Genomic DNA, 13,413 nt, shown 5'->3' with positions numbered 1-13,413 from the left:
ATACTATGTGCTGGTCGGCTCCCGCCGTCACCCCACACTCGGATCGTCCGGCACGTTCCTGCCGGTGGAGGGATCTATTTCGTCATGGCAACAATCTCGTTCGAGCGCACGACCAGGCTTTTTCCCGGCTCCGACACCCCAGCGGTGAACGAGCTCGACCTGCACATCGAGGACGGTGAGTTCCTCGTTCTGGTCGGCCCCTCCGGCTGCGGCAAGTCGACGTCGCTCCGGATGCTCGCGGGGCTCGAAGAGGTCAATTCCGGTCGCATCCTCATCGGCGGCAAGGATGTCACCAATTCCGAACCCAAGGATCGCGACATCGCGATGGTGTTCCAGAACTACGCGCTGTACCCGCACATGACCGTCGCCGAGAACATGGGGTTCGCGCTCAAGCTGGCGAAGGCGAACAAGGAAGACATTCGCACTCGCGTCGAGGAGGCCGCGAAGCTGCTCGACCTCGAGCCGTACCTGGATCGCAAGCCGAAAGCCCTCTCCGGCGGTCAGCGTCAGCGAGTTGCCATGGGCCGCGCCATCGTTCGGCAACCTCAGGTGTTTCTGATGGACGAGCCGCTGTCCAACCTCGACGCCAAACTGAGGGTTCAGACGCGGACGCAGATCGCTCAGCTACAGCGCCGGCTCGGCACGACGACGGTGTACGTCACCCACGATCAGGTCGAGGCCATGACGATGGGTGATCGCGTCGCCGTTCTGAAAGGTGGTGTGCTGCAACAGTGTGCCACTCCCCGTGAGCTCTACCGCACCCCGGTCAACGCATTCGTCGCCGGGTTCATGGGCTCGCCGTCGATGAACCTGTTCCGCGCCCCGGTCACCGACGGCGGCGTCCGCCTGGCCGATCAGGTGATTCCGGTGCCGCGTCAGACCCTCGGTTCTGCGACCGAGGTGATGTTCGGTATTCGGCCCGAGCACATCGAGATTGCCGACAGCGGAATTGCTCTCGAGATCGACGTCGTCGAAGAACTCGGTTCCGAAGCATTCGTGTTCGGACGAGCGGACATCAACGGCAAGTCCGAAACCATTGTCGCTCGGGCCGATTGGCGTAGCCCGCCCGAGAAGGGCGACCGCGTCCATGTGCGCATCGACGACGCACACGCGCACATCTTCGACGCCTCCGCCGAAGGTCACCGCCTGAACTGACCGTCGTGCGCGTTGTGCGAAATTCCAGCTACGCACAACGCGCACGACCTCAGACCAGCAGCTCGGCGATCTGAATGGTGTTGAGCGCGGCGCCCTTGCGCAGGTTGTCGCCCGAGACGAACAGCGCGAGTCCGCGGCCCTCGGGAACGCCCGGGTCCTGACGGATGCGGCCGACGAGGGAGTCGTCCTTGCCTGCGGCTTCGAGCGGGGTCGGCACGTCGACCAGCGAGACGCCCGGTGCGGAGGCCAGCAGTTCGCGGGCCCGCTCGACCGACAACGGTGAACCGAACTCGGCGTTGATCGACAACGAGTGGCCGGTGAACACCGGCACGCGCACACAGGTGCCACTGACCAGCAGGTCCGGCAGTCCGAGGATCTTGCGCGATTCGTTGCGCAGCTTCTGGTCCTCGTCGGTCTCGCCGGATCCGTCGTCCACCAACGCGCCGGCCAGCGGCAGGACGTTGAAGGCGATGGGCGCGACGTACTTGTTCGGTGCCGGGAAATCGACCGACGAACCGTCGTGCACCAGCTTTTCGACGTCGTCGATGACGGCGCGTGCCTGGGTGGCGAGCTCGTCGACGCCGGCGAGTCCGCTACCGGAGACGGCCTGGTAGCTCGAGACGATCAGTCGCTGCAAGCCGGCTTCGTCGTGCAGCACCTTGAGCACCGGCATGGCGGCCATGGTTGTGCAGTTGGGGTTGGCGATGATGCCGCGCGGCGGGTTCTTCGCCGCTTCGGGGTTGACCTCGCTGACCACCAGCGGCACGTCGGCGTCCTTGCGGAACGCGGACGAGTTGTCGATGACGACCGCGCCGGCTGCCGCGAACCGCGGTGCCTGCTCACGCGAGAGCGTGGCACCGGCCGAGAACAGTGCGATGTCGATGCCGGTGAGGTCGGCGGTGGAGGCGTCCTCGACGATGATCTCTTCGCCGCGGAACGGCAGCTTCTTCCCCGCCGAGCGCGCGGAGGCGAAGAATCGAACGGTGTCGGCGGGAAAGTTGCGCTCCTCCAACAGGGTTCGCATGACGGCACCGACCTGGCCGGTGGCTCCGACTACTGCAACTGTGGTCATGGTTATCGTCCTGTTCCTGCGTGTACTACGGCTTCTTCGTCGCCACCCAGATCGAAGGCGGCGTGCAACGCGCGTACCGCTTCGTCGAGCTGGGTGTCGCTGCACAGCACCGAGATACGGATCTCGGAGGTGCTGATGAGATCGATGTTGATACCGGCGTCGGCGAGGGCCTCACAGAACGTCGCGGTGACGCCGGGGTGGCTCTTCATGCCGGCACCGACGAGCGAGACCTTGCCGATGTGATCGTCGTAGAGCACCTGCGCGAAGCCGATTTCGGCCTGCAGCTTGGTGAGCTTCTCCACTGCCGTCGGGCCGTCGGCCTTGGGGCAGGTGAAGGTGATGTCGGTCTTGCCGGTGTCGATCTTGGAGACGTTCTGCAACACCATGTCGATGTTGATCTCGGAGTCGGCGACGGCGCGAAAGACCTTGGCGGCGTAGCCCGGTGTGTCGGGCAGACCGACGACGGTGACCTTCGCCTCGCTGCGATCGTGTGCGACGCCGGTGAGAATTGCTTCTTCCACTGGAATGTCCTCCATAGATCCGGAGACGATCGTTCCGGGTTTTGTGGTGTACGACGAGCGCACGTGTACGGGAACGTTGTAGCGACGGGCATATTCGACGCAACGCAGCATGAGCACCTTCGCGCCGCAGGCGGCCATCTCCAACATCTCCTCGAACGAGACGGTGTCGAGCTTCTGAGCGTTGGGAACGATGCGCGGGTCGGCGGTGAAGATGCCGTCGACGTCGGTGTAGATCTCGCAGACATCGGCGTTCAAGGCCGCGGCGAGCGCGACGGCGGTGGTGTCGGACCCACCACGACCGAGCGTGGTGACGTCCTTGCTGTCCTGGCTGACGCCCTGGAATCCGGCGACCAGAACGATCGAACCTTCGTCGAGTGCGCTACGGACGCGGCCGGGGGTGACGTCGATGATCTTGGCGTTCCCGTGCACGCTGGTGGTGACGACGCCTGCCTGGGAACCGGTGAACGACCGCGCTTCGGCACCGAGCGAGTGGATGGCCATCGCGACCAGCGCGTTGGAGATGCGTTCACCCGAGGTGAGCAGCATGTCCATCTCGCGAGCAGGCGGGGCCGGGCACACCTGCTGTGCCAGGTCGAGCAGTTCGTCGGTGGTGTCGCCCATCGCCGACACGACGACGACAACGTCGTTGCCCGCCTTCTTGGTCTCGACGATTCGTTCAGCGACGCGTCGGATACGTTCGGCGGTCCCCACCGACGATCCACCGTACTTCTGGACGATGAGAGCCACGCGTATTACCTCCGCTGGATAGCCGACAATCGTTCGATTGTCCGCGGGTCACCTTACCGAGCGAGCGTCCCGAACAGTGGTCCGGGTAGCTCCGAGCTGGGATTTCAGGGTGGTCTGCCTGCGGCTTCGCCTGTCCTAACATGTTCGAGTGACCGTTCCAGAACATCTCCCACCACCGCCGGCCCGAGGTCTGCGGGTGCTCTTCGGGCTGCCCGCTGTCGGCCGTCGCTGGCCGGGTGGTCTGCGTTCGGCGCTGGCGTTCGGGGTTCCGGCGATCGTGGCGTGGCTGCTCGGGTTCCACACCGAGGCACTACTGGTGGTCTCGGGCAGTTTTGCGGTGATCTACGGCGAGGGTCGCCCCTATCGATCGCGCTGGTGGGTAGTACTGATCGCAGGCGGCGCGCTGGTGGCCTCGGTGTGGCTCGGCGCGACGGCCGGGCAGCTCGCCCTCCACTTCGGCGAGACCGGATGGGCACGGATGATTCCGGTGGCCGTGCTGTCGGCTCTCGCCCTCGTTGCGGTCTACGTCGTGGCGGCGCTTCGACTCGGTCCGCCGGGAGCCTTCTTCTTCGTGCTGGTGTGCGCGGTGGCGTCGTACCTCCCTGCCGCCGACATCAGCGCGACCCGCGGCGCCGTCTGTGCGGCTATTGGCGTCGCGTCGGCGCTGGTCGTCGCGATGTCCGGGGTGGTGCGGGATCCGAGAGGACCCGAACGGGCGGCGGTCGGTGCGGCGGTGGCCGCGATCGAGAAATACACGAGCGCGCCGGCGGCCGCCGTCGCCGATCGGCACACTGCCGCCTCGCGTCTGCACGCGGCCTGGGCCGCGGTGTACGAGGCCGGATCGGCGCGCGCGACCTCCCGCCCCGCGCTGGTACAGACGCTGTTCGACGCCCATCTCGCGTTTGCGGCTGCGACGTCGGCGCGCGCCGGCACCGCGCCGGACCCGGAGAACGAGGTGGAATCGGCACGAGATCAGCTGCCGCTCGCACGTCCGAGCATCGGCTATCGGTTGAAGCGCTCGCTGCATCGAGATTCACACGCGGCGTCCACGGCGATCCGGGTGTTCTGCGCGGCGGCAGCTGCGGGCGGGATCAGTGTGGCGCTGGGTCTGAGCAGGCCGGATTGGGCAATCCTCGGCGCAGTCCTGGTGCTCCAACAGGGGCCGGATCGCGTCCACGGGACATACCGCGGCATGCAGCGACTCGGCGGCACTCTGGCCGGAGTGGTGTTGTTCTCGGCAATCTATCTCTCGCCGCTGACCGGTCTCGCGGTGATCGTGGTGCTTATGGTGCTGCAGTTCGCCATCGAGATCAGCGTGGCGCGCAACTACGGCCTCGCCGTCACGTTCATCACCCCGCTCGCGTTGTTGATGGGCACCATCTCGCATCCGGGTGCTCCGCTCGGCGGCATCGTGGTGGATCGGGTGGTCGAAACCGCGGTGGGGGTTGCCCTCGCGTTCGCGGCGCTGTGGTTGTTGTTGCCGGGCGCGTTTCGACGCGCACTGCTGTGGTCCGATCGGCGGGTTCTGGACCTGACCGCCCGATTGCTGACGACTCTGCGAACCGAGAAGGTCACGGCGGCAGCCACTCTGACGCTTCGACGGGACGTGCAGTTCGAGCTGGTCGGCGCGGCCCTCGCGGGAGCCGAAGCGGCGCACAACGATCGCCGCTGGGCGCATCGCGTGTGGACCCGACACGCAGAGGTCGATCACCTCGGATACGAACTGCTCGCACGGTGTTGGACCGCGGCCGATGTCGGACGACTGAACGACATCGAGCAGTGGCAGCGCAGGCACGACACCGTCGCCGAAAAAGTCGACTCCTGAACCCTGGGGTAGGCGGTCGGTCTGCGGTAGTACACTCACCCCATGCTGCGAGCTCTCCTTCTTAACAGCCGCGACGGGGTCTGAGACCAGACTGGCTTCCCGTCGCGGGGTTCGTTGCGCCGGTCGAACACATTGTTTTGATCTGTACGGAGAGACGAAGACCATGTCACCAGCCGACGCATTCACCTCGGGATCTCGCACCATCACCCCGCCCTCGCGGCCCGCGCCCAGCGACCAGCCCGCCTGGAACACCCAGAAGAACTCCTCGATGCCCACGTTCCGTTATCGGCCGTTCGCCGAGGAAGTGGAAGCCATCACCCTCCCCGACCGCACGTGGCCGGACAAGATCATCGACCGGACGCCGCAGTGGTGTGCGGTGGATCTGCGCGACGGCAACCAGGCTCTGATCGACCCGATGAGCCCGGCCCGCAAGCGCCGCATGTTCGATCTGCTGGTTCGGATGGGCTACAAGCAGATCGAGGTCGGCTTCCCGTCGGCCAGCCAGACGGACTTCGACTTCGTCCGCGAGATCATCGAGGACGGCGCGATCCCCGACGACGTCACGATCCAGGTTCTGACGCAGTGCCGTCCCGAGCTGATCGAGCGCACCTTCGTCGCCTGCGAGGGTGCCCGAAGCGTCATCGTGCACTTCTACAATTCCACCTCGATCCTGCAGCGCCGAGTGGTGTTCCGCGCCGATCGTGATGTGATCAAGAAGATCGCCACCGACGGTGCCCGCAAGGTTCTCGAGGAAGCTGCCAAGTTCCCCGATACCGATTGGCGCTACGAGTACTCCCCCGAGTCCTACACCGGCACAGAACTTTCCTACGCCAAAGAGGTGTGCGACGCGGTCACCGCGATCATCGATCCCACGCCCGACAAGCCGTTGATCCTGAACCTGCCCGCCACGGTCGAGATGGCGACACCGAACGTCTACGCCGACTCGATCGAGTGGATGAGCCGCAACCTCGACCGCCGCGACAGCATCGTACTGTCGCTGCATCCGCACAACGACCGCGGAACCGGTGTTGCTGCAGCCGAACTCGGTTACCAGGCCGGCGCAGACCGCATCGAGGGATGCCTGTTCGGAAACGGCGAGCGCACCGGCAACGTCTGCCTCGTCACGCTGGGTCTGAACCTGTTCACCCGCGGCGTCGATCCGCAGATCGACTTCTCCAACATCGACGAAGTCCGCCGAACCGTGGAGTACTGCAACCAACTTCCCGTTGCCGAGCGCCACCCCTACGGCGGCGATCTGGTCTACACCGCGTTCTCGGGCAGCCATCAGGACGCCATCAACAAGGGCCTCGACGCGATGAAAGTCACTGCGGACGAGCAGGGTTCGGACATCGGCGACGTCACGTGGCAGGTTCCGTACCTGCCCGTCGACCCCAAGGACGTCGGCCGCACCTACGAGGCCGTCATTCGCGTCAACTCGCAGTCCGGCAAGGGTGGCGTCGCGTACATCATGAAGTCCGATCACGGACTGAACCTGCCGCGTCGTCTGCAGATCGAGTTCTCCCAGGCCGTGCAGAGCATCACCGACGGTGAGGGCGGCGAGGTCTCGCCGAAGGAGATGTGGGACGTCTTCGCCGAGGAGTACCTGACGCCGATCCGTCCGCTCGAGCGCATCAAGCAGTCGGTCGTCGCGGCCGAGCACGACGGCGGCACCGACACGATCACCGCGACGGTCAAGGTGGACGGCGTCGAGCAGGAGATCTCCGGCTCCGGCAACGGACCTCTCGCCTCCTTCGTCGACGCGCTGTCCACCATCGGATACGACGTCAGCGTGCTGGACTACTCCGAGCACGCCATGTCCGCGGGTGACGACGCTCAGGCTGCGGCCTACGTCGAAGCCTCGGTCACCTCGCCTGCGGGCGTCGCCACCACCGTCTGGGGCGTCGGAATCGCGACATCGATCACCACCGCATCACTGCGTGCCGTGGTCTCGGCTGTGAACCGCGCACTGCGCTGACGTGCAACACCGAGAAGCCGCCCATTCATCATGAATGGGCGGCTTTGTCGTGTGCCGGACGCCCTGCCGCCACCAGGAACTTCACGGTTCGCTGCCCGGTGCGTCGGCCACCGGGAGCAGGTCGTCGACCGGGAAGAACAGCTAGCGCATGCAGGCTGCGCCCTGATACGCGACCAATTGCTTCTGCGTTTCGGTGGGCACCGGGATCCGCGCGTACACCGGCTTTTCGTCGCCGAAGGCAAGGTAGATCGGAAAGACGAATGGCTTCTTCGAGTCCGCGATCGCGTGCGCTTCACACGACGCTGTGGTGATGGTGAGCGGAATAGCCAACTCATCGATCACAACGACGAAGCGGCCTGAACCCGACGAACCAACGGCTCAGACCATCAAGCGCCGAACGGGCGGCTTCTCGCACGCACCGTGAGCTATCCGGTCGATCTTGCGGGGGGGGGAGACATAGCGCAGGTACAGCCGCGTCAGCAGAGTGAACACCGCTCCCGCAACGACCGCCTGCAGCAGGGACTTCCAGACGGACCCGCTGTCGAGAAGAACGAAAACGGCGAACATCAACACGGTGTACACGCCACTGGCCACGAGTAGTTTCATCACGCCTCCCCTGGTTCTCGTCGATCAGGATTGTTACCCACGCTAACTCAATGCTCGACAAAGAGAAAGCTCTCAACCGACGTCATAGCCGGTGCGCCGCGTGGGAGAATCGTTCTGCCGTCGGGGCACACAACGGAATGGAAGTTCGCCATGGACTCTTTCTGGGATTTTCTTTGGCTTCTCGTCGTCGGATTCGCCTTCGTGGCCTATCTGATGGTGATGTTCTCGATCATCGGAGACCTTTTCCGTGATCACAAGACATCCGGGGTTCTCAAGGCCGTGTGGGTGTTCTTCCTCATCGTTGCGCCGTTCCTCACCGCGCTGGTGTACCTCATCGTGAACGGCAGCAGCATGGCCAAGCGTCAGGTCGCTGCCCTGCAGCACGCGAAGGATCAGCAGGCGGACTACATCAAACACGTCGCCGGTCGATCCGCATCCGAAGAGATCGCGCACGCAAAGGCATTGCTGGACAACGGAACCATCGATCAGGACGAGTTCAGGACGTTGAAGGCCAAAGCGCTGTCCTGAACTCGGCTTCCGCTCGGAATGCGTCGAGCACAGCGGCGATCGCCGGTAGTCGACGCGCACCGGGCCTCGTGGCGAGTTCGTAGATGCGGCCGGCCCGCACCCCGGACAGTTCTCGCCGCACCAGGCCCGGATGAACGACGGCATAGCGCGGCATCAGCGCCACTCCGTGCCCGGCGGCCACGAGGGTCTCGGTCACTCGAAAGTCATTGATACGCTGCGCTACTCGTGGCGCTACACCGGTGACGGCGGCAACGGAGAGCAGCACGTCGTCCACAGGGAATCCGCCGCGGACGCTGATCCACCGCTCGTCGGTCAGCTCTCTCAGGTCCACCGTTTTGTGCTGTGCCAGTGCATGGTCGGGAGGCAACACCAGATCGATGGGTTCGCGCATGAGGGTCGTCACTTCGATGCGCGGGCCTGCCGTCGACGGAGCCCGATCGTCCCGGTGAGTGAGTACCACGTCGTAATCGGCAAGTAGTTCGGGCACAGAGGATGCCGGCAGGTCCTCGTCGCGCGCATCGATGTCGACGTCCGAGCCCGCGAGACGGGTCAGCACTCCGGGCAGTAGCAGCGCGGCACCGGACGGGAACAGTGCTACACGGACGCGCCCCTGCGGTGACGCTCGGTATCGATCCATCTCTGCCGTGGCGCGGGCGAGGGCCGCGAGCACATCGTCGGTTCGCAGCACCAACGCGCGGCCGGCGTCGGTGAGGCGCAGCCGACGCCCATCGGGTTCGAGCAGTGTCACGCCGGCCTCGCGAGCCAGCAACTTGAGCTGTTGAGACACCGCCGACGGCGTCATCGACAGGGCCTCGGCGACGGCGGCCACGGTTCCCCGGTCGGCGAGTTCCGCCAGGATCCGAAGCCGCTCCACGTTCATACAGAAAATCTTAACTGTTGATGCGGATATATTCGATTGTGCTCATCATTTGCTCCCGTCACGATTGACGGCATGACCACTCGCGACCGCCTGCTCGGATTGACCGTCGCCGTGCTGTGGGGGCTGAACTTCCTCGCCATCCGCGTCGGGCTCGATCACTTTCCACCCTTCTTCTTCGCCGCGCTGCGGTTCCTGGTCATCGCAATCCCCGTCGTGTTGTTCGTCCCACGCCCGAACGTCCCACTGAAGTGGTTGCTGCTGTACGGATTCGGATTCGGATTTCTTCAGTTCGCCTTCCTGTTCGCAGCGATGGCGGCTGGCATGCCCACCGGATTGGCGTCGCTCGTGCTGCAGTCGTCCGCACCCTTCACCGTCGTTCTCGGCGCGGTTCTGCTGCGCGAACACGTCACCCGCCGACAGGCCATCGGCATTGCGATCGCCGTGGTCGGCATGGTGCTGATCGGGTGGGACCGCGCCCAGAACGCCACCCTGCTGCCGGTGATCCTCACCCTGCTCGCCGGCCTCGGCTGGGCGTTCGGCAACCTGGGAAACCGACTCGCCAAGTCCGATTCCCCGATGACGCTGATGCTGTGGATGACCGTCGTCCCGCCGGTACCGATGTTGGCGCTCTCGGCGATCGTCGAGGGTCCGAGCATCGGCTGGCACGCCCTCGCCGAGTCGTTCGGCCCGCAGGGCTGGCCCGGTCTGGTGGCGTTGGCGTACATCGTGATTCCGGCCACCATCATCGGTAGCGGCCTCTGGAGCATTCTGATGAGTCGCAACCCCGCCGGCCTGGTCGCACCGTTCTCACTCCTGGTTCCCGTGGTGGGCATCGCCGGTGCCTGGATCTTCCTCGGCGAGAACCCGTCCGTGCTGGCGTTGATCGGTGGCGTCGTCGTGATCGGCGGCTGCCTCGGCGGTATGGTCGTCCGCCGGCCCGCCGAAGTACGGGAGAAAGCGCCGGTGTGAGGGGCGGGGAGCGGAGCCTGCGGAACGACCAAGGGGGGGCGGGAGTGGAGCCTGCGGAATGACCGAGGGGTAGCAACCGCCGACGTGAAACTGCACGCTCTTCTGTGCCAGACTCGGCGGATGGTTGAAGTGGGTGAGCGCAGGCGTATCGGCGCACGGGGCCGCGTGGCACTGCGCGCGGCAGAGCTGGCGACCTGGGCGTCTCGCAAGGCAGGCCGGGGTAAGGGCTCGATGATCGGCGGACTCGTCGCACTCAAGATCGACCCCAACATCCTCGGCGGGCTCGGCCGGGGTCGACGCACGGTCATCGTCACCGGTACCAACGGCAAATCCACCACCACCAGAATGACCGCCGCAGCACTGGCCACTCTCGGCGACGTCGCCACCCAGGCGGACGGCGCGAACATGGACGCGGGCATCGTCGCGGCCCTACACGCGCACTTCGATGCCGAGCTGGCTGCTCTCGAAGTCGACGAACTGCACGTCCCCCACGTATCCGACGCTGTGGACCCCGCGGCCATCGTATTGCTCAATCTCAGTCGCGATCAGCTCGACCGCGTGGGCGAGATCAACATGATCGAACGCAAGCTGCGCGCCGGATTGGCCCGGCACCCGGAGACCGTCGTCATCGCCAACTGCGACGACGTACTGGTTACGTCGGCGGCATTCGACGCCCCGAACGTCGTATGGGTCGCCGCCGGTGGCGGGTGGGCAGGCGACTCGGTCAGCTGTCCCCGCACGGGCGAGCCCATCCTGTGGGAGGGCGAGCACTGGTACAGCACCGGCAGCGACTTCAAACGTCCGACGCCGGATTGGTGGCTCGACGACGAGAATCTCTACGGTCCCGACGGGCTCGTCCTACCGATGACGTTGTCGCTGCCAGGAAAAGCCAACCGCGGCAACGCAGCTCAAGCAGTAGCCGCAGCAGTGACGCTGGGCGCGAACGCAGAAGATGCCGTCGCCGCCGCGTCGAGCGTCGATGAGGTCGCCGGGCGCTACTCCACCATTCAGTACGGATCACATTCCGTCCGAATGCTTCTCGCGAAGAACCCCGCCGGATGGCAAGAGGCGCTGTCGATGATCGACCCCACCTGCGACGGACTCGTCATCGCCGTCAACGGTCAGGTACCGGACGGCGAGGACCTGTCGTGGCTGTGGGACGTTCGCTTCGAGCACTTCGAGAACGTCGCCGTGGTCGCCGCCGGTGAACGCGCAACCGACCTCGGAGTCCGACTGCTCTACGCGGGCTCGCAGCACACCACCGTCGCAGATCCGTTGCGGGCCATTGCTTCCTGCCCGCCGGGACGCGTCGAGGTACTCGCCAACTACACCGCGTTCCGCGACCTCGGTCGCGCGCTGGCACGTGAGGTGAAAGATGTCTGAGTCCACCGTTCGCATCGGCCTCGTTCTGCCCGACGTGATGGGCACGTACGGCGACAACGGCAACGCGCTCATTCTGCGACAGCGGCTGCGCATGCGCGATATCGACGCCGAAGTCGTCCAGATCACCCTGAGCGATCCGGTTCCCGATTCACTCGACGTTTACACCCTTGGTGGAGCAGAGGATTCGGCTCAACGCCTGGCGACTCGTCACCTCACCCGATATCCCGGATTGCAGAACGCCGCGGCTCGCGGTGCCCCCGTGCTGGCGATCTGCGCCGCGATCCAGGTACTCGGCCACTGGTACGAGACCTCCGCAGGCGAACGTGTCGACGGCATCTCACTGTTCGACGTCACCACCGCACCTCAGGCCACACGTTCGATCGGCGAGGTCGTCACCGAGCCTGCACTCGACGGCCTCACTCAGAAACTCACCGGATTCGAGAACCACCGCGGTGGAACAACTCTCGGCCTGGACGCGTCCCCACTCGCCAAGGTCACGCACGGCGTCGGCAACGGTGTCGGCGACGGACGCGAAGGCGTCGTGCAGGGTTCGGTACTGGGCACGTACATGCACGGGCCGGTACTCGCCCGAAACCCGGAGTTGGCGGACTACTTGCTGGAGCGTGCCTTGGGCACCACGCTCGCTCCCCTCGACCTGCCCGAGGTTGTTCGCTTGCGCGAGGAGCGGCTGCGTTAGTGCCTGCGGCAGTGGTGCGATTAAGTGCCCTGGGCGGCACTCAATCGCACCACTGCGCAGCGCTCGCACGCATACGACGCATCTGTCCACCCCTCCCGCACCAAGACCTCGCGCACCTCGCGGTACACCCCACATGGGTCTTGACTTACTTCCTGCCACCCGTAGACCAGCCGAGCGCGATCGCTGAGTTCGGCGGCGTTGTCTCGCAGACGGTCTCGAAACCTGACATTCCTCGCCGAGTGGAACTGCTGACCGTCGAGGCGAACGATCAGACCACCTTCGGCATATTCGACATCCTCGAACAGCACCCGATCACCGACGAGATGGGGCGCTTGACGACGTCCGGACGGCAACCCGTGCGCCCGTTCCACATCGGTTGCGTACCTGAATTCGAGTACCGACTGGACGCCACCAGCCAGCAGCGACAGGGCGTCGAGCAGGATTTTCTTGTACCTCCTCGGCCGCCGCAATTCGATCTTCCGGCGCATCGCCGCGACGGACACCCTCCCGTTGGTCATCGCCGAGACGAAGACAGCTGCGGCCTCGTGCGCCGTCGCTTCGGACACAGCCAAGTCCAAGACCGTGTCTTCTTTGCTCGTCCGACGCGGATCCGTGTCGACACCGATGTGTTCGATGGCCAATGACCGGTGCAACACAACGCCGGGATGGATACACGCATTGCTGAGCGAAGTCGGCCGAATCAAGACATGCCGCCACGTCGGCGGCTGGCTGATGGCAGAGCAATTGCGCGGCACAGTCAGATGGATGGGGCCTGCAGGCCGACGCAACATCCCCCACTCGTGCGCGGCAGTGTCATGACTCAGGATTGCGCTGCCGCCCCCGTACAACAACGCCGCCTGCAGCTCCATCTGCCGGCTCATCGGACCGTTGGTCACGCAGATGACGTTACGAAACACCCGCAGCCACTGACCGGTCTCGACAGAATGGCCGATGGCCTTCGGCGTGAATCCGCACGCGCGAAGCTGCACAGTGGTCATTACGCCATGTTGGGCATCGAGCAGCGAGCGGAACAGCTGGGTCTCGTCGTTGTCCAT

13 protein-coding genes are annotated in these 13,413 nt (G+C 65.2%); 7 read left to right on the top strand and 6 right to left on the bottom strand.

What is annotated here, in order from left to right; all coding sequences use genetic code 11:
- The first annotated feature begins 84 nt into the window (after positions 1 to 84).
- Positions 85 to 1,155, top strand: coding sequence for an ABC transporter ATP-binding protein (locus BH93_RS04050; protein ID WP_032379999.1), 1,071 nt, complete (start codon positions 85 to 87; stop codon positions 1,153 to 1,155).
- A 49-nt stretch (positions 1,156 to 1,204) separates the two neighbouring features.
- On the opposite strand, the gene BH93_RS04045 is transcribed toward BH93_RS04050, so the two are convergent.
- Positions 1,205 to 2,227: an aspartate-semialdehyde dehydrogenase gene (locus BH93_RS04045; protein WP_037150007.1), complete on the bottom strand. Its 1,023-nt coding sequence runs from the start codon at positions 2,225 to 2,227 to the stop codon at positions 1,205 to 1,207.
- Positions 2,228 to 2,229: 2 nt separating this feature from the next.
- The gene (locus BH93_RS04040) at positions 2,230 to 3,495 is read right to left on the bottom strand and encodes an aspartate kinase (protein WP_032379997.1); all 1,266 of its coding nucleotides are present in this window, start codon (positions 3,493 to 3,495) and stop codon (positions 2,230 to 2,232) included.
- 148 nt (positions 3,496 to 3,643) lie between these two features.
- Here BH93_RS04040 and BH93_RS04035 point away from each other — a divergent pair, with 148 nt between their 5' ends.
- Together BH93_RS04035 and leuA are read left to right on the top strand one after the other, a co-directional pair.
- Complete coding sequence (locus BH93_RS04035) at positions 3,644 to 5,320, top strand: FUSC family protein (RefSeq protein ID WP_037175959.1); 1,677 nt, start codon at positions 3,644 to 3,646, stop codon at positions 5,318 to 5,320.
- Positions 5,321 to 5,483: 163 nt separating this feature from the next.
- Positions 5,484 to 7,295, top strand: a complete 1,812-nt coding sequence (gene leuA, locus BH93_RS04030) for a 2-isopropylmalate synthase (RefSeq protein WP_037175957.1) — start codon at positions 5,484 to 5,486, stop codon at positions 7,293 to 7,295.
- Between the two features lie 141 nt (positions 7,296 to 7,436).
- Here the strand turns inward: leuA and BH93_RS04025 are convergent, their stop codons facing one another.
- Positions 7,437 to 7,637, bottom strand: coding sequence for a hypothetical protein (locus tag BH93_RS04025; RefSeq protein ID WP_037175955.1), 201 nt, complete (start codon positions 7,635 to 7,637; stop codon positions 7,437 to 7,439).
- Between the two features lie 36 nt (positions 7,638 to 7,673).
- A complete protein-coding gene (locus tag BH93_RS04020; protein ID WP_037175953.1) occupies positions 7,674 to 7,901 on the bottom strand; it encodes a hypothetical protein in 228 nt (75 codons plus the stop codon).
- Between the two features lie 150 nt (positions 7,902 to 8,051).
- On the opposite strand from BH93_RS04020, the gene BH93_RS04015 reads away from it, so the two are divergent.
- Positions 8,052 to 8,429 carry an SHOCT domain-containing protein gene (locus tag BH93_RS04015; RefSeq protein WP_037175950.1) on the top strand — a complete coding sequence of 126 codons (378 nt, stop codon included), beginning with the start codon at positions 8,052 to 8,054 and terminating at the stop codon, positions 8,427 to 8,429.
- On the opposite strand, the gene BH93_RS04010 is transcribed toward BH93_RS04015, so the two are convergent.
- Positions 8,398 to 9,309 carry a LysR family transcriptional regulator gene (locus tag BH93_RS04010; RefSeq protein WP_037175948.1) on the bottom strand — a complete coding sequence of 304 codons (912 nt, stop codon included), beginning with the start codon at positions 9,307 to 9,309 and terminating at the stop codon, positions 8,398 to 8,400. The genes BH93_RS04015 and BH93_RS04010 overlap by 32 nt on opposite strands.
- Before the next feature lie 72 nt (positions 9,310 to 9,381).
- Here BH93_RS04010 and BH93_RS04005 point away from each other — a divergent pair, with 72 nt between their 5' ends.
- From BH93_RS04005 to BH93_RS03995, 3 genes are all read left to right on the top strand, one after another.
- Positions 9,382 to 10,278, top strand: coding sequence for an EamA family transporter (locus BH93_RS04005; RefSeq protein ID WP_037175946.1), 897 nt, complete (start codon positions 9,382 to 9,384; stop codon positions 10,276 to 10,278).
- A gap of 120 nt (positions 10,279 to 10,398) precedes the next feature.
- Positions 10,399 to 11,661 (top strand): Mur ligase family protein, encoded by a 1,263-nt coding sequence (locus BH93_RS04000; protein ID WP_032404550.1) that lies wholly within the window; start codon positions 10,399 to 10,401, stop codon positions 11,659 to 11,661.
- Positions 11,654 to 12,358 carry a type 1 glutamine amidotransferase gene (locus BH93_RS03995; protein ID WP_037175943.1) on the top strand — a complete coding sequence of 235 codons (705 nt, stop codon included), beginning with the start codon at positions 11,654 to 11,656 and terminating at the stop codon, positions 12,356 to 12,358. The genes BH93_RS04000 and BH93_RS03995 overlap by 8 nt, the downstream gene beginning before the upstream one ends.
- A 20-nt stretch (positions 12,359 to 12,378) precedes the next feature.
- Here BH93_RS03995 and BH93_RS03990 read toward each other — a convergent pair whose 3' ends face one another.
- Positions 12,379 to 13,413 (bottom strand): hypothetical protein, encoded by a 1,035-nt coding sequence (locus BH93_RS03990; RefSeq protein ID WP_037175941.1) that lies wholly within the window; start codon positions 13,411 to 13,413, stop codon positions 12,379 to 12,381.

The organism is Rhodococcoides fascians A25f, from assembly GCF_000760935.2.
Lineage (GTDB): Bacteria > Actinomycetota > Actinomycetes > Mycobacteriales > Mycobacteriaceae > Rhodococcoides.
The sequence above is the reverse complement of the archived record's forward strand: the minus strand, read 5'-3'. Positions and strand labels throughout refer to the sequence as shown.